Origin of the sequence: Terracoccus luteus (assembly GCF_003635045.1) — a bacterium.
GTDB classification, from domain to species: Bacteria; Actinomycetota; Actinomycetes; order Actinomycetales; family Dermatophilaceae; genus Terracoccus; species Terracoccus luteus.
Map to the genome: position 1 here is coordinate 1,962,290 of NZ_RBXT01000001.1, position 25,009 is coordinate 1,987,298.

General features: G+C 73.2%; 20 protein-coding genes. 12 read left to right on the forward strand and 8 right to left on the reverse strand.

Annotated elements, in window-relative coordinates; all coding sequences use genetic code 11:
* The first annotated feature begins 36 nt into the window (after nt 1–36).
* The 10 genes from DFJ68_RS08935 to DFJ68_RS08980 all read left to right on the forward strand — a co-directional run bounded on the left by DFJ68_RS08935 (nt 37) and on the right by DFJ68_RS08980 (nt 13,575).
* The gene (locus tag DFJ68_RS08935; protein ID WP_121032493.1) at nt 37–765 is read left to right on the forward strand and encodes a hypothetical protein; all 729 of its coding nucleotides are present in this window, start codon (nt 37–39) and stop codon (nt 763–765) included.
* A 294-nt stretch (nt 766–1,059) separates the two neighbouring features.
* Complete coding sequence (locus tag DFJ68_RS08940) at nt 1,060–3,525, forward strand: immune inhibitor A domain-containing protein (RefSeq protein ID WP_121032495.1); 2,466 nt, start codon at nt 1,060–1,062, stop codon at nt 3,523–3,525.
* A 115-nt stretch (nt 3,526–3,640) separates the two neighbouring features.
* A complete protein-coding gene (locus DFJ68_RS08945) occupies nt 3,641–6,505 on the forward strand; it encodes a Na+/H+ antiporter subunit A (RefSeq protein WP_121032497.1) in 2,865 nt (954 codons plus the stop codon).
* Nucleotides 6,502–6,990: a Na(+)/H(+) antiporter subunit C gene (locus DFJ68_RS08950; protein ID WP_121032499.1), complete on the forward strand. Its 489-nt coding sequence runs from the start codon at nt 6,502–6,504 to the stop codon at nt 6,988–6,990. The genes DFJ68_RS08945 and DFJ68_RS08950 overlap by 4 nt, the downstream gene beginning before the upstream one ends.
* Complete coding sequence (locus DFJ68_RS08955; RefSeq protein WP_121032501.1) at nt 6,987–8,669, forward strand: Na+/H+ antiporter subunit D; 1,683 nt, start codon at nt 6,987–6,989, stop codon at nt 8,667–8,669. The genes DFJ68_RS08950 and DFJ68_RS08955 overlap by 4 nt, the downstream gene beginning before the upstream one ends.
* Nucleotides 8,666–9,262: a Na+/H+ antiporter subunit E gene (locus DFJ68_RS08960; RefSeq protein WP_121032503.1), complete on the forward strand. Its 597-nt coding sequence runs from the start codon at nt 8,666–8,668 to the stop codon at nt 9,260–9,262. The genes DFJ68_RS08955 and DFJ68_RS08960 overlap by 4 nt, the downstream gene beginning before the upstream one ends.
* On the forward strand, nt 9,259–9,615 hold the full coding sequence (locus DFJ68_RS08965; protein ID WP_211333304.1) for an MrpF/PhaF family protein: 357 nt from the start codon (nt 9,259–9,261) through the stop codon (nt 9,613–9,615). The genes DFJ68_RS08960 and DFJ68_RS08965 overlap by 4 nt, the downstream gene beginning before the upstream one ends.
* Nucleotides 9,612–9,977 carry a monovalent cation/H(+) antiporter subunit G gene (mnhG, locus tag DFJ68_RS08970; protein ID WP_121032505.1) on the forward strand — a complete coding sequence of 122 codons (366 nt, stop codon included), beginning with the start codon at nt 9,612–9,614 and terminating at the stop codon, nt 9,975–9,977. The genes DFJ68_RS08965 and mnhG overlap by 4 nt, the downstream gene beginning before the upstream one ends.
* A gap of 83 nt (nt 9,978–10,060) precedes the next feature.
* A complete protein-coding gene (locus DFJ68_RS08975) occupies nt 10,061–11,794 on the forward strand; it encodes an ABC transporter transmembrane domain-containing protein (RefSeq protein WP_121032507.1) in 1,734 nt (577 codons plus the stop codon).
* Nucleotides 11,794–13,575 carry an ABC transporter ATP-binding protein gene (locus tag DFJ68_RS08980; protein ID WP_121032509.1) on the forward strand — a complete coding sequence of 594 codons (1,782 nt, stop codon included), beginning with the start codon at nt 11,794–11,796 and terminating at the stop codon, nt 13,573–13,575. Before DFJ68_RS08975 ends, DFJ68_RS08980 begins: the two co-directional genes overlap by 1 nt.
* An 18-nt stretch (nt 13,576–13,593) precedes the next feature.
* On the opposite strand, the gene DFJ68_RS08985 is transcribed toward DFJ68_RS08980, so the two are convergent.
* The 6 genes from DFJ68_RS08985 to guaB form a co-directional block, all read right to left on the reverse strand.
* Nucleotides 13,594–14,088: a MarR family winged helix-turn-helix transcriptional regulator gene (locus tag DFJ68_RS08985; protein WP_121032511.1), complete on the reverse strand. Its 495-nt coding sequence runs from the start codon at nt 14,086–14,088 to the stop codon at nt 13,594–13,596.
* A gap of 433 nt (nt 14,089–14,521) precedes the next feature.
* A complete protein-coding gene (locus DFJ68_RS08990; RefSeq protein ID WP_121032513.1) occupies nt 14,522–15,094 on the reverse strand; it encodes a histidine phosphatase family protein in 573 nt (190 codons plus the stop codon).
* Between the two features lie 47 nt (nt 15,095–15,141).
* Complete coding sequence (locus DFJ68_RS18475; RefSeq protein ID WP_121032515.1) at nt 15,142–17,262, reverse strand: HNH endonuclease; 2,121 nt, start codon at nt 17,260–17,262, stop codon at nt 15,142–15,144.
* Between the two features lie 377 nt (nt 17,263–17,639).
* Entirely contained in the window at nt 17,640–18,755 is a 1,116-nt protein-coding gene (locus DFJ68_RS09000) for a GuaB3 family IMP dehydrogenase-related protein (RefSeq protein ID WP_121032517.1), read from the reverse strand.
* An 88-nt stretch (nt 18,756–18,843) separates the two neighbouring features.
* Nucleotides 18,844–19,467 carry a class I SAM-dependent methyltransferase gene (locus DFJ68_RS18480; protein WP_121032519.1) on the reverse strand — a complete coding sequence of 208 codons (624 nt, stop codon included), beginning with the start codon at nt 19,465–19,467 and terminating at the stop codon, nt 18,844–18,846.
* Nucleotides 19,468–19,479: 12 nt separating this feature from the next.
* Nucleotides 19,480–20,997: an IMP dehydrogenase gene (gene guaB, locus DFJ68_RS09010; RefSeq protein WP_121032521.1), complete on the reverse strand. Its 1,518-nt coding sequence runs from the start codon at nt 20,995–20,997 to the stop codon at nt 19,480–19,482.
* Between the two features lie 191 nt (nt 20,998–21,188).
* On the opposite strand from guaB, the gene DFJ68_RS09015 reads away from it, so the two are divergent.
* A complete protein-coding gene (locus DFJ68_RS09015) occupies nt 21,189–22,568 on the forward strand; it encodes a metallophosphoesterase (protein WP_121032523.1) in 1,380 nt (459 codons plus the stop codon).
* Here the strand turns inward: DFJ68_RS09015 and DFJ68_RS09020 are convergent.
* Both DFJ68_RS09020 and DFJ68_RS09025 read right to left on the reverse strand, forming a co-directional pair.
* Complete coding sequence (locus tag DFJ68_RS09020; RefSeq protein WP_121032525.1) at nt 22,496–23,698, reverse strand: hypothetical protein; 1,203 nt, start codon at nt 23,696–23,698, stop codon at nt 22,496–22,498. The two genes, DFJ68_RS09015 and DFJ68_RS09020, sit on opposite strands and share 73 nt — an antisense overlap.
* Nucleotides 23,695–24,276 (reverse strand): sigma-70 family RNA polymerase sigma factor, encoded by a 582-nt coding sequence (locus tag DFJ68_RS09025; protein WP_121032527.1) that lies wholly within the window; start codon nt 24,274–24,276, stop codon nt 23,695–23,697. Before DFJ68_RS09025 ends, DFJ68_RS09020 begins: the two co-directional genes overlap by 4 nt.
* A 371-nt stretch (nt 24,277–24,647) precedes the next feature.
* Here DFJ68_RS09025 and DFJ68_RS09030 point away from each other — a divergent pair, with 371 nt between their 5' ends.
* The gene (locus tag DFJ68_RS09030; RefSeq protein WP_121032529.1) at nt 24,648–24,947 is read left to right on the forward strand and encodes a WhiB family transcriptional regulator; all 300 of its coding nucleotides are present in this window, start codon (nt 24,648–24,650) and stop codon (nt 24,945–24,947) included.
* The last annotated feature ends 62 nt before the right edge of the window (nt 24,948–25,009 follow it).

Below are 25,009 nucleotides of genomic sequence, written 5' to 3' on the forward strand. Positions count from 1 at the left end.
CAGGGTAGGTCACCGGCTCTGGCACACTCGACGCCCATGTCTGCCGAGCACCGACCGCTGCACCGACCGCTGCACCGCCCCTCGCACCGACCCGTGCCCGCGCGACCGACCCTGCTCGCCCGCGCGGTGGCCGTGGTGGCCGTGGTGGCCGTCCCCCTCCTCGGCCTGCTCGCCGCGTGCGGCAGCCCCGCGCCGACCCGCCCCTCCGAGACGGTGACGGTGTGGGTCGACCCGACACCGGCGCCGAGCCCGTCGGGCGACGGTGGGGCGCCGAGCCCGGTGCCGACCCGCTCGGCGGTCGCCACGAGCAGCGGCCCCGGCCCGGTCTCGGTCGGGCCGCTGCGGGGCGCACCCGGCGACTACGACGAGGCGGCCCGACGTGTGTCCGGCGCCGGGGTCGACGGCGCCGTGACGACCGCGTTCCGCAGCCCGTCGGGCAACCTCGCGTGCACCGTCGCCGGCGGCGGCAGCCAGCTCGCCTGCGAGGTCGGCCAGGGCCGCCCGAAGCCGCCCGCCGCCGCCCCGTGCCCCGCCGGCGGCCCGACCACCGTGGGCCGGGTCGAGCTCACCGGCGACGGCGCCCGGCTCGTCTGCAACGGCGACACCGAGGTGTCGGGCACGCCCCCGACCCTCGCCTACGGCCGCAGTGCCCGGATGCCGGGGACGCCCTTCGCGTGCGTGAGCGAGCAGGCGGGGGTGACGTGCGTCGACACCGCGCGCCGCGACGGCCTCTTCCTCGCCCGCAACACCCTCGCCACCTGGTGACCCGCGGCGCTGCCGGGCTCACGCCGCATCGGTATGACCCGACCCCGTCGGGCGGTGCGAGGGGGTCTGGGCCGGTTCGCCCCGGCATCCGACGCTGGCCTCCCGCTGTGACGCGGGTCACGATCCGGTAACGATGCCTGACGCCCTCTCGCGTGCGGCGCCCGCCGCACTTGACTGGACCATCGCGCTCGGGGGCGGCCGCGAGGTCGCCCGTCCGCGATGCCCGGCGGAGCGCGAACCGGCGCCCGCGAAGCGGTCACGCGAACCGTGACCCGTAGAGGGGATGGCACACACGTGAGGGACTCACTCAGATCGACACGGGGGCGCCTGCTCGCCCTCGTGGCCGGCGGCGCCCTCGTCGCCGGCGCAGGGTTGGCGGCTCCCGCCTCGGCCGTCGAGGCGGTCGACGGTGCGGCCGGGAGCGCGCTCGGGAGCGCGGGTGGCAGCGCCGCCTCCCGCGGCACCGAGCACGACCTGCGCCCACCGCAGGCGGTCAAGCAGGACGCCCTGCGCCAGAAGGCGCTGCAGGACCGGCTCGAGGGCAAGCCGAGCGCCCAGGGCAAGGTGGCTCGGGTGGGCGGCGCGGACGCCACCGCCCGCGGCGCCCAGGGCAACGGGGCCAAGGGCCAGTACGTCCAGCTCGAGCGCGAGGGGACGGACAAGATCTTCGTCGTCATCGTCGAGTTCGGCGACGAGCAGTACCCCGATCCCCGCTTCCAGGGCCCGCCGCCCGACGGCAGCACGACCGACGTCACCGGTCCCCTGCACAACGAGATCCCGAAGCCCGACCGCACGGTCGACAACTCCACGCTCTGGCTGAAGGACTACAGCCGCGCGCACTACGAGGACATGTACTTCAACCGCATGGCCGAGTACTACGAGCGCCAGTCGTCGGGCCGGTACTCCGTCGAGGGGGCCGTGACCGACTGGGTCAAGGTGCCCTTCAACGAGGCGCTCTACGGCCGCAACTACTGCGGTGGCATCGTCTGCGCGACCTCCCGGGCACTCGTGCGTGACGCCCTCGCGGTGTGGGTGCAGAACCGGCTCGACGCCGGCCAGACGATGGCCGAGATCACGGCCTACCTCAAGACGTTCGACCAGCAGGACCGCTACGACATCGACGGCGACGGCAACTTCGACGAGCCCGACGGCGTCATCGACCACTTCCAGATCGTGCACGCCGGCGGCGACGAGGCCGCGGGCGACCCGAACCAGGGCACCGACGCCATCTGGAGCCACCGCTCCGCCGCGAACCTGCAGGCCGGCGGCCCCCTCGGCGCCGGTGTCGACGTCGGCACCAACGGCGGCCTCGTCACGAGCCCGCTCGTGCCGAACAACTCCACGGGCGTCTGGGTCTACGACTACACGGTGCAGCCCGAGAACGGCGGCCTCGGCGTCTTCGCCCACGAGTACGGCCACGACCTCGGCCTGCCCGACCTCTACGACACCTCCGGCAACACCGGCGGCGCCGAGAACAACACGGCGTTCTGGACCCTGATGTCGAGCGGCGCCAACATCGGCGACGGCTCGCGCAACGGCATCGGCGACGCCCCGACCGACATGGGCGCCTTCGAGCTCTACCAGCTCGGCTGGCTGCAGCCCCAGGGGAGGAAGGGCCCGTTCTACGACGTGGCCCGGGCCGGTGAGCGCTCGATGCACCGGCTGGGCTCGAACGTCCCCGCCGCGCGGGGGGCCAAGAACCAGGCCCTCTTCACGCTGCTGCCCGACAAGCAGGTTCCGCTCGAGCTCGGTGAGCCGTACGCGGGCGAGCGCATGTACTGGTCGACGCAGGGTGACGAGATCGAGACGACGATGACCCACGCGGCCACCGCCGGGACGGTCACGGCCCAGGTGAACTTCGACATCGAGCCCGACTGGGACTACGCCTACCTCGAGTCCTCGCCCGACGGGCAGGCGTGGAGCACCGTCCCGACGAACCTGTCGACGAACGGCGACCCCAACGGCCAGAACGAGGGCAACGGGATCACCGGCACGACCGAGGGCGCCTGGGTGCAGCTGAGCGGCACCCTGCCGGCCGGCACGACCCAGATGCGCTTCCGCTACTGGACCGACGTCGCCGCCACCTACCCCGGCATCAAGATCGACCAGGTCGCGCTCGACGGCACGGTCGTCGGCACGGCGGAGACGGACACCGAGGGCTGGACGTTCGACGGCTTCGTCACGACGACGGGCGACGAGGTGCAGGAGTTCTTCAACGCCTACATCGCCGAGAACCGGCAGTACGACGGCTACGACACGAGCCTGCGCACCGCCTACAACTTCGGCTTCCAGGACACGGCCCCCGACCGGGTCGAGACCTACCCGTACCAGAACGGCATGCTCGTCAACTACTGGGACGGCTCGCAGACCGACAACAACGTCGGTGACCACCCCGGCTCCGGGCTCGTGCTGCCGGTCGACGCCCACCCGGCGTTCTCGCACTGGCCCGACGGCACGCTGATGCGCAACCGCATCCTCTCGTACGACTCGACCTTCGGTATGGAGCCGACGCAGGCCATCACGCTGCACAACAACGGGATGACCGGTCGCATCGCGAGCAAGCGGGCCATCCCGGAGTTCGACGACACGAAGACGTGGTGGTACGACTCCGACCAGCACGGCGCGACGGGCTCGCACCCCGGCCGCTACCAGCCGGGCTGGTACTCCGTCGACCCGCCGAAGACGGGCACGACCATCCGCGTCGTCGGCTCCGCCGACAAGGGCGCGGTGCTGACGGTGCGGGTGCAGCCGAAGGGCTGACCGCCCGCCGCACCCCGGGGCCCGCCGACCGACTGGTCGGCGGGCCCCGCTGCGCCACGTAGGATCGGGGTCCGAGAAGACGAGACCTGACCCACCCGACGACCGAGGGGCCGCCGTGGCGCAACTGCTGCTTGTGCATCTGCTCGCCGCCGCCCTCGCGCCGGTGCTCGTCAAGGTGCTGCGCAACCGCGCCTTCCTCGTCCTGGCCCTCGCCCCGCTCACCGGGTTCGTCTGGCTGCTGACCCAGTCCGGGGCCGTGCGCGACGGATCGCAGCCCGAGCAGCGCATCGCGTGGGTGCCGGGGCTGGGCCTCGACCTCGACTTCCGCCTGACGACCCTGTCGTGGCTGCTCGGCCTGCTCGTCACCGGGGTCGGGGCGCTCGTGCTGCTCTACTGCCGCTGGTACTTCAGCGCCGACGACCCCACCCTGTGGCGCTTCACGTCGGTCTTCACGGCTTTCGCCGGCGCCATGTTCGGGCTCGTGCTCACCGACAACTTCCTCGTGCTCTACGTGTTCTGGGAGCTGACGACGGTCTTCTCCTACCTGCTCATCGGGCACAACCCGGCGAGCTCGACGAACCGCCGCGCGGCCATGCAGGCGCTCATGGTCACGACCCTGGGCGGTCTGGCGATGCTCATCGGCATCATCGCCCTCGGGGTGCACCACACGTACTCCATCAGCGGCCTGCTCGCCGACCCGCCCGCGCTCGACGCCGTGACGGTCGCCGCCGTCGTGCTGCTGCTCGTCGGGGCCCTGTCGAAGTCGGCCCTCGTGCCCTTCCACTTCTGGCTCCCCGGGGCGATGGCGGCCCCGACCCCGGTGAGCGCCTACCTGCACGCCGCGGCCATGGTGAAGGCGGGCATCTACCTCGTCGCCCTCCTCGCCCCCGTCTTCGCCGGCGCCCCCGCGTGGCACGCCCTCACGACCGGGCTGGGCCTGTTCACCATGCTCGTCGGCGGCTGGCGGGCCCTGCGCCAGCACGACATCAAGCTGCTGCTCGCCTACGGCACCGTGAGCCAGCTCGGCTTCATCGTCGCGGTCGCCGGCCTCGGCACCCGCGCCTCCGCCCTCGCCGCCATCACCCTCGTGCTCGGCCACGGCCTCTTCAAGTCGACCCTCTTCCTGACGGTCGGGGTCATCGACAAGGCCACCGGCACCCGCGACCTGCGCGAGCTGTCCGGCGTGGGCCGCCGCCTGCTGCCCGTCGCGGTCCCCGCCTGCCTCGCCGCCCTGTCGATGGCGGGCGTCGCCCCCCTCGCCGGCTTCGTGTCGAAAGAGGGCGCGCTCGAGGCGCTCTGGTCCGGCGCCCGCGAGGGCGAGCCGCTGCCCGGGGCCTGGGGCTGGGTCGCGCTCGTCACGATGGTGCTCGGCTCCGCGCTCACCGCCGCCTACACCGCCCGGTTCGTCTGGGGCGCCTTCGCCCGCAAGCCCGGCCGGCCCGACTCGAAGGTCAAGGCGCCGCACCCCGGGTTCGTCGCGGCGCCGCTGCTGCTCGGCGTGGCCTCGCTCCTCGTCGGCCTCCTCGCCCCGCTCGTCTCCCCCTACGTCATGCCCTACGCCGACGAGTTCACGGTCGGCGAGCAGCCCGACTCCCTCTCGCTGTGGCACGGCCTCACGGTGCCGCTCGTGCTGTCGCTGCTCTCGCTCGTGGTCGGTGCCGTGCTCTTCGTCGGTCGCGACCGGGTCGCCCGCGCGCAGTCCGGCGTCCCTGCCATCGTCGACGGCGAGCGCGGCTACGCCCGGGTGATGCGCTGGGTCGACCGCGGCGCGGTCGAGACGACGGCCGTCACGCAGCGCGGATCCCTGCCGATCTACCTCACCGGCATCCTGCTCGTCTTCGTCGCGCTGCCCGGCCTCGCGGCGGTCACCCGCGGGTCGATGCCGACGGTGCGACTGTGGGACACCCCGGCGCAGGCCGCCGTCGGCGCCGTCATCGTGGCCGCCTGCGCCACCGTGCTCGTGACCCGCCGCCGACTGACCGCCGTCATGCTCGTCAGCGTCACCGGCTACGGGATCTCCGTCCTCTTCATCCTCCACGGCGCCCCCGACCTCGCCATCACGCAGATGCTCGTCGAGACCGTCGGTCTCGTCGTCTTCGTGCTCACGCTGCGCCGCCTGCCCTCGAAGTTCACCCGCCACCCCGACTCCCCCGCGCGCACGTGGCGCATCGCCCTCGGGCTCGCGGTCGGCACGTCGGTGGCGGCCATCGCGCTCGTGGCCTCCGGGGCGCGCAACGTGGCACCCGTCTCGACCGACTTCCCCACCGAGGCGTACGCGTTCGGCCACGGCCAGAACATCGTCAACGTCACCCTCGTCGACATCCGCGCGTGGGACACCCTCGGCGAGGTCTCGGTGCTCGTCGCCGCCGCGACCGGCATCGCCAGCCTCATCTTCGTGCGCACCCGCAACACCCGTCTCTCGCTCGCGAGCGCCAAGGTCGCGGATGCCGGTGGGTCGGGCTCCGCGTCCGCGCGCGGCACGTGGCTGCACGGCGGTCGCACCCTGCGCAAGGAGAAGCGGTCGGTCATCTTCGAGGTCGTGACCCGCCTCATCTTCCACATCATGCTGGCGGCCTCGATCTTCCTGCTCTTCTCCGGCCACAACCAACCGGGCGGCGGCTTCGCCGGCGGCCTCGTCGCCGGTCTGGCCCTCGTCGTGCGCTACCTCGCCGGCGGCCGGTACGAGCTCGACGAGGCCCTGCCCGTCGACGCCGGTCTCGTCGTCGGCGTCGGCCTGCTCGTCGCCGTGCTCTCGGCGGTGGCGCCCCTCGCCTTCGGCGGCACGGTGCTGCAGACCACGTCCCTCGACTTCTCGATGCCGGTGTGGGGCGAGGTGCACATCGTCACCTCGGTGCTCTTCGACATCGGCGTCTACCTCATCGTCGTCGGCATGATGCTCGACATCGTGCGCAGCCTCGGCACGGGCATCGACCGCCAGATCGCCGACGAGCAGCGCCAGCCACAGGAGGCCGACGCATGACCACCCTCATCGAGGCGACGCTGCAGCCCAGCCTCACCCTCGTCGTCATCGTCGCCGTGCTCGTCGCCGCCGGCGTCTCGCTCGTGCTCGACCGCAGCCTCGTGCGCGTGCTGCTCGGGCTGCTGCTCATCGGCAACGGCGTCGCCGTCCTCTTCATGGTCGTCAGCGGCACCGCCGGCAAGCCCGCCTTCGTCGGCTCGGCCGCCCCCGACGAGATGAGCGACCCGCTGCCGCAGGCCATGGTGCTCACCGCCATCGTCATCAGCCTCGCCACCATCGGCTTCCTCCTCGCGCTCAGCTACCGGCTGTGGCAGATCTCCGGCACCGACGACGTGCCCGACGACGCCGAGGACGCCCGCATCCAGCGCCGGGCCGAGCTCGACGAGGTGTCCGAGACGTACGACCCGTCGCAGGTCTCGACGACGACCTCCGACGAGCTGGCGGCGGCCGACGAGCGCCACGAGGCCAGCGAGGCGGCGCGGTGAACGGCTACGCCACCCTCGTCCCGCTGCCCGTGCTGCTGCCCCTGCTCGGGGCGGCGCTCACCCTGGCCTTCCGCCGCAGCGCGCGGCTGCAGCGCCTCACGAGCGTCACCGTGCTCAGCGCCGTCGTCGCCGTCGCGGCCCTGCTCGTCTGGCGCACCGACGTCGACGGGCCGCAGGTGCTGTGGCTCGGCGCCTGGAAGGAGCCGCTCGGGGTCGCCCTCGTCGCCGACCGGCTCAGCGCCCTCATGCTGCTCGTCTCGAGCGTCGTCACGCTGCTCGTGCTCGTCTTCGCCATCGGCCAGGGCAACGCCGACGACGAGGAGGAGACGCCGCTCTCGATCTTCCACCCGACCTACCTCGTGCTCACGGCCGGCGTCGCCAACGCCTTCCTCGCCGGCGACCTGTTCAACCTCTTCGTCGGCTTCGAGATCCTGCTCTTCGCCTCGTACGTGCTCATCACCCTCGGCGGCACCGCCTCGCGCATCCACGCCAGCACGACGTACGTCGTCGTCAGCCTGCTCAGCTCGGCCCTGTTCCTCGTCGCCATCGCCGGCATCTACGCGGCGACCGGCACGGTCAACCTCGCCCAGCTCTCGATCCGGCTCGGGGAGATCCCCGACGGGGTTGCCCTCGCGCTGCAGCTGTCGCTGCTGACGGCCTTCGCCATCAAGGCGGCGGTCTTCCCGATGTCGGCGTGGCTGCCCGACAGCTACCCGACCGCCCCGGCGCCGGTGACCGCGGTGTTCGCCGGGCTGCTCACCAAGGTCGGCGTCTACGCCATCATCCGCACCCAGACGCTCCTCTTCCCCGACTCCCCGCTGCAGGGGCTGCTCATGTGGGCGGCGCTGCTGACGATGGTCATCGGCATCCTCGGCGCGGTGTCGCAGTCGGGCCTCAAGAGGATCCTGTCGTTCACCCTCGTCAGCCATATCGGCTACATGATCTTCGGCATCGCCCTCGCCACCCCGGAGGGCATGGCCGGCGCCATCTTCTACGTCGCGCACCACATCACCATCCAGACCGCGCTGTTCCTCATCACCGGTCTTGTCGAGCGCCTCGGCGGCACGACGTCGATCGACCGCCTGGGCGGGCTGGCCCTCGCCTCCCCCGTGCTGGCAACGCTGTTCTTCGTCTCGGCGATGAACCTCTCCGGCATCCCGCCGCTCTCGGGGTTCCTGGCCAAGATCGGGCTGCTCGACGCCGGCATCGCGGTGGGCACCCCGCTCGCGTGGCTGCTCGTCGTCGGCGGCATCGTCACGAGCCTGCTCACCCTCTACGCGCTGTCGAAGGTGTGGAGCCAGGCGTTCTGGCGCAGCGTCGCCGAGGCACGTCAGACCGACCCGACGACCGACGAGGCCCCCGCCACCGTCGAGCCGAGCGGCGACCACGAGGTGCAGGTCTCGGGCGGGTCGACCGGGGCGCGCACCCGTGGCGCCCGGAGCGGCGGCACGGCCACCGTCGCGCTCGACGTCGACCCCACGACGGGTCGACGGGTCGACACCGGTCCCCGTGCCCTGCCGCCCCTCATGCTCGCCGCCACCGCGGCCATGACCGTCGTCGGGCTGCTCATCACCGTCTTCGCCGGGCCCCTGTTCGGCTACACGCAGCGCTCGGCGGCCGACCTCATGGAGCGCTCGCCGTACATCAGCAGCGTCCTCCCGCCGGAGGTGCGCCGGTGACCACCGAGACCACGCAGCCGGATGCCGGGGGGCCGGCCCCGCCCGCCCCCACCGGCCCGCAGAAGCGACGTCGCGCCTTCCAGCCGCGCGCGGTCATCGCCGTGACCGTGGCCTGGCTGCTGCTCTGGGACCGCCTCTCGTGGGGCAACCTCCTCAACGGCATCCTCGTCGGGCTCTTCGTCACCCTCGCCTTCCCGCTGCCCTCCATCGAGTACACCGGGACCTTCCGGCCGCACCGCGTGCTGCTCATCGTGGTGCGCTTCCTCGCCGACCTCGTGGCGTCGTCGCTGCAGGTCATGCGCCTGGCCCTCGGCCCGCGCCGCCCGCGCAACGCCGTCATCGAGGTGCAGCTGCGCACGCGCTCCGACTTCTACCTCACCCTCACCGCCGAGCTCGTGGCACTCGTGCCCGGGACGGTCGTCGTCGACGCCCGCCGCTCCCGCTCGGTGCTCTACCTGCACGTCCTCGACGTCGACAAGCCCGGGGGCATCGAACGGCAGCGCCAGAACGTCCTCGACATCGAAAAGCGAGTCGTCCGGGCCCTCGGCTCGCGCGAGGAGATCGCCGCCGTGTGCACCAGGGAGGACTCGTGAACGTCGTCACCGCCATCGGCATGACCATGCTCGGCGCCGCCGCGCTGCTGCTGCTCGTGCGCATCTACCGCGGCCCGAGCAACCTCGACCGCATCGTCGCCTCCGAGGTGCTGCTCATCATCGTCATCGCCGGCATCGTCATGGACGCGGCGCGCAACCGCTCGACGACGAGCCTGCCGCTGCTCATGGTCCTCGGCCTCGTCAGCTTCGTCGGCGGCGTCGCCGTCACCCGGTTCATGGCCGGCAACGTCGACGACGGCACCGACGACGAGCCGCCACCCGCCACCGCCGAGCAGCAGGCGTGGCAGACCTCGCGGGGCGCCGCCGAGCGCGCGGCCGAGGAGCAGTCATGAGCTGGACGGGCGTCCTCGACGTCGCCGGGGCGGTCTGCCTGCTGGCCGGCGCCTTCCTCTGCCTCGCGGGGGCCATCGGCATCCTCCGCTTCCGCGACACCCTCTCGCGGCTGCACGCGGCGACGAAGCCCCAGACGCTGGGCCTGATCATGCTGCTGCTGGGGCTCGCGCTGACCCTGCGCACCTGGGCGGCCGTCACCTCGCTCGTGCTGCCCACCTTCACCCAGTTCTTCACCTCCCCCGTCTCGGCCCACCTCGTGGGCCGGGCGGCGTACCGCACCGGCAACGTCGACAAGGAGGGGCTCGTCACCGACGAGCTGAGCGAGGCCCTCGACCGCCAGGGGTGGGACCCGACCAAGTGAGCGACCCGGCATCCGGCCCCTCGTGCGGCGGCGGACGGATAACCGGGTGAGGGCGACCCCCGCACGATCGTAGGATCGACCGAGTGATTCGCCTCCCCCTGGACGACCCCGGCACCCCGGTGCTCGACAGCCCGACCGCCTACCTCACCTGGGTCGCGAAGGGACAGCGGCGCACCCTCGTCGTCGCGGTGCTGTTCGGCGTCGTGTGGCTGGTCAGCCAGGCGCTCTTCCCGGCGGTCGTCGGGCGGGCCATCGACCAGGGCATCATCGGCGGCGACCTCGGACGCCTGGCCCTGTGGTGCGCGGTGCTCGTCGGGCTCGTCCTCGTCAGCGCGGCCTCGGGCGCGGTGCGGCACCGGTACGCCGTCACGAACTGGATGCAGGCGGCGTTCCGCTCGGCCCAGCTCGTCGGCCACCACGCCGCCGACACCGGTGAGTCGCTGACCCGCACCGTCCCCACCGGTGACGTCGTCGCCGTCGTCAGCAGCGACGCCATGCGCATCGGCGGGCTCTACGACGTCTTCGCCCGCTTCGCCGGTGCGGTCGTCAGCTACGTCGTCGTCGCGCTCGTGCTGCTGCAGGCGTCGACGCCGCTCGGGCTCGTCGTGCTCATCGGCGTGCCGGTGCTCGTCGGTGCCCTCGCCTTCGTCGTGCGGCCGCTGCAACGCCGCCAGCTGCGCCAGCGCGAGGAGGCCGGCACCCTCATCGGCCTCGGCGCCGACACCGTCGCCGGGCTGCGGGTGCTGCGCGGCATCGGCGGCGAGCACACCTTCCTGCAGCGCTACCGCGCGCAGTCGCAGGCGGTGCGCGTCGTCGGCAACCGGGTGGCCGGCTACCAGGCCGCCCTCGACGCCGCGCAGGTGCTGCTGCCGGGCGTCTTCGTACTCATCGTCGTGTGGCTCGGCGCCCGCTTCGCCGTCGACGGCCAGATCACGCCGGGGCAGCTCGTCGCCTTCTACGGCTACACCGCCTTCCTCGTCATCCCGCTGCGCACCGCCACCGAGATGGTCGACCGCGCCACCCGCGCCCACATCGGGGCGGGCAAGCTGCTGCGCGTGCTGCGGGTGCGCCCCGACCAGACCGACCGCCCGGATGCCGTGGTGGCCGGGGAGGGCGCCACCGACCTGCCCGCCGGGCCGGCGGCGCTGTACGACCCCGTCACCGGCGCGCGCATCGAGCCGGGGCGGCTCACCGCGGTCGTGTCGGCGCGACCGGAGGACAGCGCCGCCCTCGCCGACCGCCTCGGCCGCTTCGGTCGCTACGCCGGCGACGTCCGGCTCGGGGACGTGCGCCTCGCCGACGCGCCGCTCGCCCAGGTGCGCCGGCGCATCGTCGTCAGCGAGCACGACCCCCGGCTCTTCACCGGCACGCTGCGCGACGAGCTCGACCCGACCGGCCGCCACGACGACGCCGACCTGCTCGCCGCCCTCGACGTGGCCAGCGGCGGCGACGTGCTCGAGGCGCTGCCGGGTGGACTCGACGGAGAGGTCGAGGAGCGCGGCCGCGCCTTCTCGGGCGGCCAGCGCCAACGGCTCGCCCTCGCCCGGGCCCTGCTCACCGACGCCGACACGCTCGTGCTCGTCGAGCCGACGAGCGCGGTCGACGCGCACACCGAGGCGAGGGTCGCGGCGCGGCTCGCCGCCGCCCGGGCCGGGCGCACGACGGTCGTCATGACCGTCAGCCCCCTCGTTCTCGACCAGGCCGACGAGGTGCTGCTGCTCGAGTCCGGCCGGGTCGTGGCGACCGGCACCCACCACCGGCTCATGAGCGAGCTCCCCGCCTACCGTCGCGTCGTCGTGCGCGGGGAGGACGACTGATGGCCCTGACGATCGAGCCCACGACCAGGGCCCTGCCCGTCGCCGACACCGCATCGGTGCGGGCACACACCCGCGAGCTCGTGCGCCGGCACCGCAGGCGGCTGCTCGTCGTCGTGCTGCTGCACGCCGTCGCCGCCGTGGCCGGCCTCGTCGCCCCGCGCGTGCTCGGCCTGCTCGTCGACGAGATCGACGGCGGCCGGTCGGTCGCCGTCGTCGACCGGCTCGCGCTCTGGATCGCCGGGGCCGTGGTGCTGCAGACCGTCGTGACGTGGTTCGCCCGCCGGGCCTCCTTCGTGCTCGGCGAGACCGTGTTCGCCGAGCTGCGTGAGCAGTTCATGGACCGCGTCGTCGAGCTGCCGCTGTCGACGGTCGAGCGCGCCGGAACCGGTGACCTCGTCTCGCGCACGACGAACGACGTCGAGGCGCTGTCGCACGTCATCCGGTTCGGCGTCCCCGCGATCTTCGTCGGCGCCGTCACCACGGCGATCACCGTCGTGGCCGCGTTCCTCACGGACTGGCGGGTCGCGCTCGCGGTGCTGGTCGGCATCCCCCTGCTGTGGGCGTCGACGCGGCGCTACCTGCGGCACGCCGCGGACGGGTACCTGCGGGAGCGGGCGACGTACGCGGTGCTCAACGGCGTCGTCACGGAGTCGGCCGACGGCGGCCGCACGGTCGACGCGCTCGGGCTGCGTGGGCGCCGCCGGCGCCGCATGGACGCCGCCCTCGCCGACTGCTACGACGCGGAGCGCTACACCCTCGGTCTGCGCATGCGCTGGTTCCCGTCGGTCGAGATCGCCTTCTTCGCGCCCGTGGCGGTGACGCTGCTCTGGGGCGGGTGGCTCATCAGCCGTGACCTCGCGACGGTCGGGACGGTCACGGCCGTCGCCCTCTACGTGCAGCAGATGGCCGGCCCGCTCGACGAGCTCGTGTCGTGGCTCGACGAGATCCAGGTCGGCGCGACGTCGCTGGCCCGCGTCATCGGCATCGCCGACGTGCCGCCCGACCGGGCCGCGACCGGGGAACGCCCGACCGACGACGAGCTCGAGGTCAGCGACGTCCACTACTCCTACCGCTCGGGCCGGGACGTGCTGCGCGGCGTGTCGCTCGACCTGCGCCCGGGCGAGCGGCTCGCGGTCGTCGGGCCGTCGGGGGCGGGCAAGTCGACGCTCGGTCGGCTGCTCGCCGGCATCGACGGCCCGCGCGAGGGCCGGGTGGCGGTCGGCGGGGTGAGCCTCGTCGACCTCGAGCTGGCCGAGCTGCGGGGCCAGGTCGCCCTCGTGACCCAGGAGCACCACGTCTTCGTCGGCACGCTCGACGACAACCTGCGCCTGGCGCGGCCGGAGGCGACGCGCGAGCAGCTGCTCGAGGCGCTCGCCGCCGTCGACGCCCTCGACTGGGCGCAGCGGCTGCCGTCGGGGCTCGACACCCGGGTGGGGTCGGGCGGGTTCGCGCTGTCGCAGCCGCAGGCACAACAGCTGGCCCTGGCCCGTCTCGTGCTGGCCGACCCGCACACGCTCGTGCTCGACGAGGCGACGTCGCTGCTCGACCCGCGGGCCGCACGCCACCTCGAGCGGTCGCTCGCGGCGGTGGTCGACGGGCGCACGGTCGTGGCCATCGCCCACCGGCTGATGACCGCGCACGACGCCGACCGGGTCTGTGTCGTCGAGGACGGCCGGGTCAGTGAGATCGGTTCGCACGACGAGCTGCTCGCCGCCGACGGGGCCTACGCGTCGCTGTGGCGGTCGTGGCGTGACGAGCGGGAGCCGGCGTCGGCCGACTGAGCGTGCGCGTCGGGCTCGTCAGGCGCGGCCGCCCGCGCGGGACGCGGCGTTCTCGCCGAGGGCGACGGCGAGGTCCTCGAGGAAGCGGGCCAGCTGCGGCCGCTCGCTGTCGGGGTGTCGCTCGTAGGCGACCGACAGTGCGGTCTCGTACTGCTCGAGGACCCAGCCGATGGCGTGGCGACCGGCCGGGGTGAGGTGCAGGACGACGCTGCGGCGGTCCTCGGGGTGCGGCTCCCGGGTGAGGAAGCCGGCCTTCCACAGGGCGTCGGTGGCGCCCGTCGTCGACCCCGTCGTGATGCCGAGCAGCTCGGACAGCTGCTTGGGCGTGAGACCGGGCATCTCGGCGAGGTGGTTGAGGGCGGAGAGGCCGGTCGGGTTGATGCCCAGCTCGGCCGCGAGGGACCCGTGCATGCGGTTGCTGCCGACGAGGGTGTGGCGCAGCGCGGCGAGCACCTCGTCACGCGCCCAGAGCTCCCCCTCGGCGGGGGTGGAGGGGTTTTGCTCGGTTGCCATGCTGCTTTCCTTCCGAAACGACTGCGGGCGAACCGTACCGCGTCGTGAGGTCCCTGTCCGCCGAACCGACTGTCCTGCAACGGTTGTGTCGTTCGGCACGCTCGGTCGGTGAGGTCGAAACCGGCCGTCCAATGTGGTTTGGTTGCCGAGCAACTTGACCGACGAGACAGATTCCCGTTACATTCTGACCCGGCGCCCACGGGCGCCACCCGACCGGGAGGCGGCGACGTACGCGGCGCCCGACGGACGGGATGTGGTCCGGGGGGAGGGTCCGGCGGCACACGTGCCGCAGGAGCCGACGGACCGAGGGAGCACCACCAGTGGGTCCCGGCCGGGGGAGACGGTCGGGCCCCAGCGGGGAACGGATGCCGTGGTCGGTCGCCGGGGGGCGACGGGCCACGGCATCGCGCTGTCCGGGCTTGGTGAGAACGGGTCAGGGCTGCGATCGGACCTCGACCGGCGTGCCGTTGACGACGTCGACCCGCCACTCCCCCGCCGGCGTCCGCTCCAGGGTCGTGAGCAGCCCGTTCGCGATCGTCGGCATCGGGCGGCCGGCCAGGCGCGCGAGGGTGTAGCGGATGATCGAGCCGTGGGCGACGACGACGACGTGCGCGTCACCGTGGTCACGCGCCACGCGGTCGAGCCCGGCGACGCCGCGCAGTACGACGCTCTCGAGCGGCTCGACGCTGGGGTCGCTCTTCTTCTCCGTCTCGTCGGGCTGCCCCTCGTGGCGTCCGTAGTCGCGCTCCACCAGCTCGTCGTACGCGGCGCCGAGGCGGAGGCCCAGACCCTCCGCGACGATGCCGGCCGTCTCGCGGGCCCGAAACAGGGGCGACGACACGACGGCCGACCATTCGATCCCGGACGCCTGCAGGACCGGCACGAGGTCGCGCGCCTGCTGACGTCCGGTGTCGTTGAGCGGGGTGTCACTGCTGCCCTGGAAGAGCCCCAGCCTGTTCCAGTCCGTCTGGCCGTGCCGGATGATCGCGTAGGTCACGGACGCCATCCTCCCCGACCGGCCGCGGCGCGTTGCCGGAGGCCGGGGCCTCGCCGTCAGACGGAGGGCGCCTGAGCCTCGTCGATCAGCTGCTGCAGCCGTCGCTCGAGGGCGCTGGCGGGTGCGGTGGTGGGGTCGACGGGCAGCGTCCAGAGCATGGTCGGGAAGGGGTGCGTCGAGCGCCGGGGTCGCTGAGGCTGGCTTGGCTGTCGAGGCGGGCGCGGAGGGGCGCCGGGGAGCAGCGACGGCGCCTCGGAGTCGTAGACGTGGCCGGTCCCGGTCGTGACCCGCACCGTGTGTCCACTCCGGCCGGTGCCGCGGTCTGCCCCACGGCGGTCGGGGGGCAGGGTGGTGCTGGTGAGGTCAGGGTGCTCCTTGGTCAGGTTGCACGCGACGCACAGGCCCTGACCGTTGCTGGCCGAGGTGGGTCCGCCGTCGGCGTACGGGGTGACGTGGTCGATGTGTCGGGCGGGGGCGTTGCACCACGGGGTGCGACAGGTCGCGGCGTCACGGGTGAGGACGAACCGGCGTAGCCCGTCGCTGAAGAGGCGCCGTCGGGAGTTCATCGCGACGAGCTCGCCGGTGTCCGGATGGACGAACAGCCTACGGATCCAGACCTTCCCGGCCCGGGACAGACCACCCCCACCATCCGAAACCTGACCGCCGCCGTGGTCGTCCAAGTCTGCGGGTCGCAGGTAGTCCCGGGCCCAGCCGGCGGGCACGGTGCCGTAGCCGAGCAGCTGCGCGGGGGTGTCGGCGCCGTCGCCGGTGTTGAAGAGGGCGTCCAGTCCGATGACGAGCTGCACCTCGACGTCCACCCCTGCCCTGCCGGTTGGCTCCGGCGTTGATGCGTCTTTGCCGCGGTCGCAACCTCCGAGCCGCGCATCACGCGGACGCGGCCTTCCGGCCGGCCCAGCATCGCCGGCGCCGCTGCCGTCGGCGGGCTCGTGGACGTCGGACCCGGCGGGCCCGCCAGGCGGCGCACCAGCCTCGTCCGGCGTGCCGAGAGGGTCGGACGTCTCTCCCGAGCCGGCCGAGCCGGCCGCAGCAGCCGTGGCGTCACGGTCAGTCGCTTGCGCCCCGGCCGTCTCTCCGGCGTCGGCGGTAGCGCTGTCGGCGGAGTACCCCGGGGTGTCGTCCTGTTCGCTGGCGACACGGCCGAGGACGCGGTCGACGAGGGTGTCGGCCATGACCTGACTCCTGCCCCGCTCGTCACCCGCCGCCTTCGCCGACGCTGCGGCCCCGGTCAGCGCCGCGTACGCCGCGACGGCTTCGGCGGCGGGGAGCAGCGCGGTCAGGTAGGCCATCGTGTCCGGGGCCGCTTTCACTGTGACCCGCCGCTCCGACTCGGCCTTCCGGGCCCGCCGCAGCACACTCTCCGGATCCAGCCGGTAGGCGACCGCCCGGACAAGACGGTTCAGCTCCCGGTCACCCAGACCGCCGAGACGGTCGCCATAGGTGTCGTGCAGCTCCTGGTCCAGCTGCCGGCGGTGCTCGAGCGAGAGGATCGCGGCTTCTTTGGTGATGTTCAGGGCCCGCCACTCGCTCAGCACCCCGGCCTCGAGCAGGGCCAGCGTGTGCGGCATGTCGTGCGTCAGAGAGAGGGAGAACCGGATGCCTTCGGCGCCTTTGAACGGCGAGAGGTGCCGGGCGAGTGCGACCTGGGCCGCGACCCCGCCCTTCGCGATCAGGTTGCGACGTGACGACGACGGTCGTCGCTCCGGCTCACCCGAGTCACCCGAGCCGTGCCCAGCCGCTGCGCCGAGATCGGCATCGTCGGACGCCGCCTTCCCGCGGTTGTCGGTGTGAGCGCCGAACTCCAACGCCGCCGCCCACGAGGCCAGGTCGGCCTTCTCCCGCGCGTCAAGCCAGCCGTCGAAGTCGTTCGCGTCCAACGCCGCGTCCGACTGCGCCCGCCACCCGAGCGATGCCTGCTCCTGCGAGGCCACGAAGCCCGCCGTCACCCGCACCTGCGCCGCCGCAGCGGCGGCCTTGACCCGCTCCAACATCGTGAGCACGTCGATGCGCTGCGCGTCGGACAGGCAGGGTACTTCCGCTGGTGCAGGGCCCACCTGCTCGTCGTTGGCGACGGGTGCCGCGGCCTGTTCGACACGTGCGAGGACCGCGAGCAGGCCCTCGAGCCCACCCACGGTCTCTGCCGCATCGCTATCGAACATGTGTTCTATTCTAGCAGTCACAGGGTGTCCACGGAAGGGTCGTGCACAAGCCAGATGTGCTGGCCGACAGCCGGATCCAGGAACCGCCGAGTCGGCGGGAGCGAACGTGCGCCTCTATTCAGTGCACGCCACGGCGCAGCCGCGATAGAGCCCTGGCAGCATCGCGCCCCGTCCGCATCTGCGATGGAAACCGCGCAGATCACGAGGGGCCCGGCTCACGGCCGGACTAGGGAAGGACCGGCACGCTCACGAGGACCGATCGCCTCGACGGGTTGCGTGCGCGGCGCCGCGGGATGCCCGGGGCCGCCAATCGCCTCACCCGTCGGCCTCGCCGCGGACACCACGGGCCGACGTCGACGACGCCGGCCCGATACGAATTAGTTGTACGGGGAGACGACGACCTCGACGCGCTGGAACTCCTTGACGTCGGAGTACCCCGTCGTCGCCATGGCCCGCCGCAGCGCCCCGATGACGTTCGTCGTGCCGTCAGCCCGCCGACCCGGGCCGAACAGGGTCTCCTCGAGCGAGGCCTGGCTGCCCAGCTCCATGCGCACGCCGCGCGGCAGCTCGGGGTGATGCGCCTCCGGACCCCAGTGGAACCCCGCCCCCGGCGCGTCGCTCGCGCGCGCGAGTGCGGCACCGAGCATCACGGCATCCGCACCGCAGGCGATGGCCTTGACGATGTCGCCGGACGTGCCGACGCCACCGTCGGCGATGACGTGGACATAGCGTCCGCCCGACTCGTCGAGGTAGTCGCGCCGCGCCGCGGCGACGTCGGCGACCGCGGACGCCATCGGGGCGTGGATGCCGAGGGTCTTGCGGGTCGTGTGCGCCGCTCCCCCGCCGAAGCCGACGAGCACACCGGCCGCACCGGTGCGCATGAGGTGCAGCGCCGCCGTGTACGACGCGGCGCCGCCGACGATGACCGGCACGTCGAGCTCGTAGATGAACCGCTTGAGGTTGAGCGGCTCGGTGCGCCCGCTGACGTGCTCGGCCGAGACGGTCGTGCCACGGATGACGAAGAGGTCGACACCGGCATCCACGACGCTCTTCCAGTGCTGCTGGGTGCGCTGCGGCGACAGCGCGCCCGCGACGGTCACCCCCGCCTCACGCAGCTCGCGCAGCCGCTCGGTGATGAGCTCGCCGCGGATCGGCTCGGCGTAGATCTGCTGCATGCGTGAGGTCGCGACCTCGGCGTCGAGCCCGGCGATCTCGGCGAGCAGCGGGGTGGGGTCGTCGTAGCGCGTCCACAGGCCCTCGAGGTCGAGCACCGGCAGCGCGCCGAGCTTGCCGAGCGCGATGGCGGTGTCGGGCGAGACCACCGAGTCCATCGGCGCCGCCATGACCGGGATGTCGAAGTGGTACGCGTCGATCTGCCACGAGACCGAGACCTCCTCGGGGTCGCGCGTGCGCCGCGAGGGCACCACCGCGATGTCGTCGAAGGAGTAGGCGCGACGCCCGCGCTTGCCTCGGCCAATCTCGATCTCGGTCACGCGGGCGATCCTATCGAGGCGGCCGGATGCCGGGTCGCCCCGCCCGCGGGCACGCCCGGTGGGTGCCGGCCGGGGTCAGGGCAGATGCTCAGGGTTTGCGGGCCAGGACGTTGAACTCGTTGTAGACGAAGGCCCTGCCGGCCGACCGCGGGAACGGGAACGAGAAGCTGCGCTCGACGACGAGACCGTGCCGACGGGCGAGTCGCTCGAGGGCGGCGAAGTCGGTGAAGTGGATGTGCGTCGGGTCGCTGGCATACCCGCGCTCCTGCGGGGTGATGAAGTGGACGCGGCCGCCGGGGCGCACGAACGGCAGGTAGGTGCGCAGCATCGCGTCGGCGACGTCGGGCTCGATGTGCTCGACGACGTGCGACAGGATCATGCCGTCGAACGAGCCGGGCACCGCCTCGGGCGCCTGCGGCCACTCGTCGGTCGTGTAGGCCGTCAGGCCCGTGCTGCGGCAGTGCTCGACGAACATCGGGTTGTGGTCGACCCCGACGCCGTTGCCGTCGAGCTGGCGCAGGGTGCGCCCGAGACCGCACCCCACGTCGAGCACCCGACCGAGCCCGAGCCGACGGATGTTCCACCGGTACGCCGCCTGGACGGGGAGGACCCGCTTCCACCACACCTGCTGCAGGTCGACGAGGCGGTCGGCGTACTCCTGCCCCTTCGTCAGCTCACCGTGCGACCGTCTCGGCTGGTTGTGCTCGACCATGCCGGAACCCTCTCAGGCGTTGCCGTAGTTCGGGGCCGGCGCCACGCCCTGGATGTCGTGCGGGTGGCTCTCCTTGAGCGAGGCCGACGTGATGCGCACGAAGCGGCCCTTCTCCTGCAGCTCGGGCACGGTGCGCGCCCCGACGTAGAACATCGACTGGCGCAGCCCGCCGATCATCTGGTGGGCGACCGCCGAGAGCGGTCCGCGGAAGGCCACCCGACCCTCGATCCCCTCGGGCACGATCTCGTCGTCGGACTCGATCTCGGCCTGGAAGTACCGGTCCTTGGAGTAGCTCTTCTTGCCGCGCGAGCTCATCGCGCCGAGCGAGCCCATGCCGCGGTAGCGCTTGAACTGCTTGCCGGCGACGAAGATCAGCTCGCCGGGGCTCTCCTCGCAGCCGGCGAGCAACGACCCGACCATGACCGTCTCGGCCCCGGCCACGATGGCCTTGGCGATGTCGCCCGAGTGCTGCAGGCCGCCGTCGGCGATGACGGGCACCCCGGCCGGCCGGCAGGCGAGCGCCGCGGCGTGCACGGCCGTGACCTGCGGTGCCCCGACGCCGGTGACGATGCGGGTCGTGCAGATCGAGCCCGGCCCGACGCCGACCTTGACGGCGTCGGCCCCCGCGTCGACGAACGCCTGGGCGCCCTCGCGGGTCGCGACGTTGCCGCCGATGACCTGCACATGGCGGGTGGCGGGGTCCTTCTTCAGCCGCTCGACCATCTCGATGAGCAGTCGCACGTGGCCGTGGGCGGTGTCGGCGACGAGCACGTCGACGCCGGCCTCGACGAGGGTCGTGGCGCGCTCCCACGAGTCGCCGAAGTAGCCGATGGCCGCCCCGACGAGGAGGCGTCCGTCGGCATCCTTGCTCGCGTCGGGGAACTGCTCGCTCTTGACGAAGTCCTTGACGGTGATGAGCCCGACGAGGTGGCCCTGGTCGTCGACGAGGGGCAGCCGCTCGCGCTTGTGCTGGCGCAGCAGCACGGTGGCGTCGTCGCGGCTGATGCCCTCATGACCGGTGATGAGCGGCATCGGCGTCATGACGTCGCGCACCCGCGTCGTGGCCCACTCGGCGACGGGCGTGAAGCGCAGGTCGCGGTTGGTCACCATGCCGATGAGCAGCTTCTCGCCGTCGACGACCGGCAGGCCCGACACTCGGTACTCACCGCAGATGGCGTCGAGCTCCTCGAGGGTGCGGTCGGGGCCGATGGTGATGGGGTCGCTGATGCGGCCGGTCTGGGTCCGCTTGACGAGGTCGACCTGGTAGGCCTGGTCGGCGATCGAGAGGTTGCGGTGCAGCACCCCGAGGCCCCCCTGGCGGGCCATCGCGATGGCCATCCGCGCCTCGGTGACGGTGTCCATCGCCGCCGACACCATCGGCGTGCGGATCGACAGCTCGCGCGTGAGCCGGCTCGTCGTGTCGATGTCGTTGGGGGCGAGGTCGCTGTACCCGGGCAGCAGCAGCACGTCGTCGTAGGTCAGCCCCAGCTCGGAGAACGGGTTGGGCTGGTCCGAGGGGGCAGAGCTCATGCGCCGATTCTAGGCACCGCCGGGGGCCGGACCGACCTGCACCCGGATGCCGGCCCGGCTAGCGTGGGCGTCCGAGGTGGCCGCCGCGCCGGGCGCCCCCGATCCGAGGTGGGCCCATGTCGCCGTTCCGTTCCGCACCGCAGTCCCCCTCCCGACCGCGGCGACGTCGTCGCCTCGCCGGGGCGCTCTGCGTGACCCTCGCCGCCGGAGCCGCCTTGGCCCTGTCACCGGCCGGCACGACGGCCGCGGCCGCGGAGGCGCAGTGCTCCGACTTCACCCGCAAGGTCTACACCACCCTCGACCCGACCCGCGGCGCCCAGCTGATGACGACGGTGCTCGGGGAGTCGCTCGCGGGCGACGCCCGTGGCCTGACCGTCCCCGCCACCGGCACCCTCAGTGCCGCGCCGGAGCCCGGCACCGGCCTCGTCCCCGTGACGCGCCTGCTGCGTGAGTCGGACGGCCAGTACCTCTACCGCACGACGGCCGACGGCGTCGCCGCGGCGGTCGCGGCCGGCTACGTCAGCCAGGGCACCGCGTTCCACGCCGCCACGACGGGCGGGAGCTGCCTGCGCCCCGTCACCGAGCTCGTCAAGGGCGAGGCGCACCGCTACGTCAGCACCCCGGCCGAGCGGTCGTCGCTCGTCGCCTCCGGCTGGCGCAACGCCGGGGTCGTCTTCCATCTCGGCCGGGGCACGCTCGCCAAGGTCTTCACCGTCGCCGTCATCCCCGACACCCAGCAGGAGACGAAGACACCCGGCGACCCGCGCTTCCTCGACCGGTCCCGCTGGCTCGTCGCCAACCGCGACCGGCTGGGCCTCGCCTTCGTCACCCACACCGGCGACGTCACCGACTGGGACACCCCGGACCACTACATGTACGCCACCGCGAGCGCCGCCCTCGCGCCGCTCGACGGGGTCGTGCCCTACTCGCTCAGCATCGGCAACCACGACACCGCCGCGGTCGGCCCCGGTGGCAGCGCGGCGGACCCGACGATGACGAAGGTGCTCGTGCGCGACACCCGCACCTTCAACGCCTACCTCGGCCGGGGCACGGCCGCCCTCGGCGGGCGGTTCGAGGCGGGCAAGGTCGACAACACGTACAGCACCTTCAGCGCCGGTGGCCTGCGCTGGCTCGTGCTCAACCTCGAGCTGTGGCCGCGGGCCGCGGCGGTGGCGTGGGCCAAGGGCGTCGTCGCCGCCCACCCGCGCCACAACGTCATCGTCAACACACACAGCTACCTCGACGCCACCGGCGCCCTCGTCCAGTCGCCGGGCTACGGCGCGACCAGCCCGCAGTACCTCTACGACCAGCTCGTCTCGACCAGCCCCAACGTCAAGATCGTGGTCAGCGGGCACACCGGCACGTCGTTCGCCCGCGTCGACCGTACGCCGTCGGGCAACGTCGTCAACAGCTTCCTGCTCGCGATGCACGACGGCCGCACCAACCCCGTCCGCCTCCTCGAGGTCAACACGACGACGGACGAGGTCGCCTCCTACGTCTACGGTCCGTACACCTCGACGGTCTTCGACGCCTTCGCCACGCCCCCGCGGCCGGCCGGATGGGTGCGCTGAGGGTCCCGCTCCCTCGCCCTCGTACCGGATGCCGTGGGGCCGGGCTCGGCCGTGACGGCGTGGCCCCACTCGGCGCCCTTCCCCCGGGTGGCGGCGTGGTCACGGCCGTGCGCGGTGTCGGGCGTCGTGGCCGAACGGCCCTTCGACGTGCCGCCGGCGGCCTCGGTCCGTCCCTTGCCCTTGCCCGGCTTGCCCTTGCCTGCCTTGCCGCGGTCGCTGCCCGTCGTGGGCCCGGCACCACGGGCGAGAGTCTCCGGCAGCGCGGTGGCGGGCTCGGGGCGCTTCTTCACCTGACCCGGTGCGTCGGCCCTGCCCTTGCCGTCGCCTTTGCCCTTCCCGTCCCTCTTCCCGCTGCGGTCGTTCGCCGACGCCGCGACGGGCGGGGCGTCCGTACTGCGCTGTGTCTCGGCCTGCTTGACCCTCTCGACCGTCGCGGCCTCGGCCGCCACCCGGCCGGGCGGCGTCTGACCGGACCGGCCCGCGACCCGCGCCTGGGTGCGGCCCGGGGTGGCCCGGCGCTCCCCGACCGAGTCCGCGGCCGGGACGTCGCCGTCCTCGACGTAGGCACCGACCCGCTCGCGGGCTGACGGCGCGGTGGCCGTCGCGAACACCCGCACCGGGTTCGACGTCGCCCTCGCGTCGGTCCCCACGTACTGCGCGACGGAGGTCACCTCGACCCCGTCCGCTTCGCCACCGGACGTCTGCGAGCGGTCGAACGCCGCTGAGACAGTCTTCTGAACGGCGCTGTCGAGGCGTGGGGACAGGCCCGAGCCGCGCGAGAGGTCACGTTCACCGGCATCCCGCGTCGTGCCCGGTCGCTCTGGCGCGGTGACGACGGCGCGACTGCGGTCGGCGGCGACGCTGCTGCCGTCGGGGCCGGGCAGGTCACCCGCGGCGGCGGCCCCGACGCCCGAGGCGGCGAGGACGGCGACGGTGACGGCCGTGACGGTCCGTCGCCCGTGACGGCGGCGACGTCGCACCGGGACGGGGTGGTCGGCGTGGTCGGCGAGCGCCGACAGCAGCCCGACGACGGGGTCACCCGCGGCGCCCGGGCAGGGGCTGCGGGAGCCGAGCAGGTCGAGCAGCTCGTCGTCGGCGACGACCGGGCCGCGGGGGACGCTCCTGGTCACGGCTGCTCCCCCGTCCCGGCCCGCTCGGAGAGCATCGTGCGGAGGCGGGCGAGAGCCCGGTGCTGCGCGACGCGCACGGCGCCGGGCGTCATGCCGAGCGAGGCCGCGGTCTCCTCCGTCGACATCCCGAGGGCCACGCGCAGGGTGAGGATCTCGCGCTGCTGCTCGGGCAGGCGGCCCATGAGGGCGAGCGCGAGGCCGGCCTCGTCGCTGACGATGGCGGCGGCCTCGGGCGTCGGCGCGTCGTCGACGGCGTCGGGCACGTCGGCGACCGGCGTCGGGCCGCGCATCGCCGTGCGTTGCACGTCGGCCACCTTGCGGGCGGCGACGGTGTAGACGAAGGCCTCGAAGGGCGCGCCGCGGTGCTCGTAGGTGGGCAGTGCCGTGAGAACGGCCATGCACACCTCCTGGGCGACGTCCTGCGCGGTGTCCTCGGCTCCGAAGCGGCCGAGGCGGACGCGGGCGTAGCGCACGACGAGGTCCCGGACCCGCCCGAGGAGGGCGTCGCGGGCAGCCCCGTCGTGCGCCGCCGACCGGGCGAGGTCGGACAACGTCGTGGGTGCGTCCACCTCCACCATCGCCGCCGTGGCGCCTCGCGTTACGGCGAAGCGGGCGGACCAGCCTCGTGACATGCCTGCTCGGACCCCTCGATCAGTCGTTCCCCACGCGTTGTGCGGGTGCGTACCCCACGGCGGGTGCTCCTATCCGGGTCCCAGGACCGCTGGGACCCGGTGAGCGCCCGACAGCGTATGCGCGCCGGAGGGTGAGAGACCAATCCCGAGGGGTGGGACGCGCCCGTTCGCGCGGACGCGAGCCATGCGATCCGCAGGGAGATTCCTTAACAAACCTTGAAGATCAGGTCCTTTCGAGCCCGACCCGCGCGCGGCTAGCGTCATGACCACGATCTCGCGAGTCGAGAACCGACGCAGAATCTTGGGGAGACACGACGATGGCCGAGATCACTCGCCTGCCGGGACCGGTGGCGGACCTCTGGGACTGGCAGCTGCAGGGCGCCTGCCGCGGGACGAGCCCCGAGGTGTTCTTCCACCCCGAGGGCGAGCGCGGCCCCCGCCGTCGCAACCGCGACGCCGAGGCCAAGGCCGTCTGCGCCGCGTGCCCCGTCATGCGCCAGTGCCGCTCGCACGCCCTCGAGGTGCGCGAGCCGTACGGCGTCTGGGGAGGGCTCACGGAGGCCGAGCGCGAGCGCCTCTACGAGGGTGAGCTGCCGCCGGCGGCCGCCGCCTCCTGAGGCGACACACGACCTCCCGGCCGCCCCACGACGGGGTGGCGGCGGCCGGGGCGAACGAGCAA

Excerpts from the sequence above, each read along its gene's own strand:
- DFJ68_RS08935 (WP_121032493.1), top strand. The coding sequence starts at position 37 with ATGTCTGCCGAGCACCGACCGCTGCACCGACCGCTGCACCGCCCCTCG.
- DFJ68_RS08950 (WP_121032499.1), top strand. The coding sequence starts at position 6,502 with ATGACCACCCTCATCGAGGCGACGCTGCAGCCCAGCCTCACCCTCGTC.
- mnhG (WP_121032505.1), top strand. The coding sequence starts at position 9,612 with ATGAGCTGGACGGGCGTCCTCGACGTCGCCGGGGCGGTCTGCCTGCTG.
- DFJ68_RS08980 (WP_121032509.1), top strand. The coding sequence starts at position 11,794 with ATGGCCCTGACGATCGAGCCCACGACCAGGGCCCTGCCCGTCGCCGAC.
- DFJ68_RS08985 (WP_121032511.1), bottom strand. The coding sequence starts at position 14,088 with ATGGCAACCGAGCAAAACCCCTCCACCCCCGCCGAGGGGGAGCTCTGG.
- DFJ68_RS08990 (WP_121032513.1), bottom strand. The coding sequence starts at position 15,094 with ATGGCGTCCGTGACCTACGCGATCATCCGGCACGGCCAGACGGACTGG.
- DFJ68_RS18475 (WP_121032515.1), bottom strand. The coding sequence starts at position 17,262 with ATGTTCGATAGCGATGCGGCAGAGACCGTGGGTGGGCTCGAGGGCCTG.
- DFJ68_RS18480 (WP_121032519.1), bottom strand. The coding sequence starts at position 19,467 with ATGGTCGAGCACAACCAGCCGAGACGGTCGCACGGTGAGCTGACGAAG.
- guaB (WP_121032521.1), bottom strand. The coding sequence starts at position 20,997 with ATGAGCTCTGCCCCCTCGGACCAGCCCAACCCGTTCTCCGAGCTGGGG.
- DFJ68_RS09025 (WP_121032527.1), bottom strand. The coding sequence starts at position 24,276 with ATGGTGGAGGTGGACGCACCCACGACGTTGTCCGACCTCGCCCGGTCG.
- DFJ68_RS09030 (WP_121032529.1), top strand. The coding sequence starts at position 24,648 with ATGGCCGAGATCACTCGCCTGCCGGGACCGGTGGCGGACCTCTGGGAC.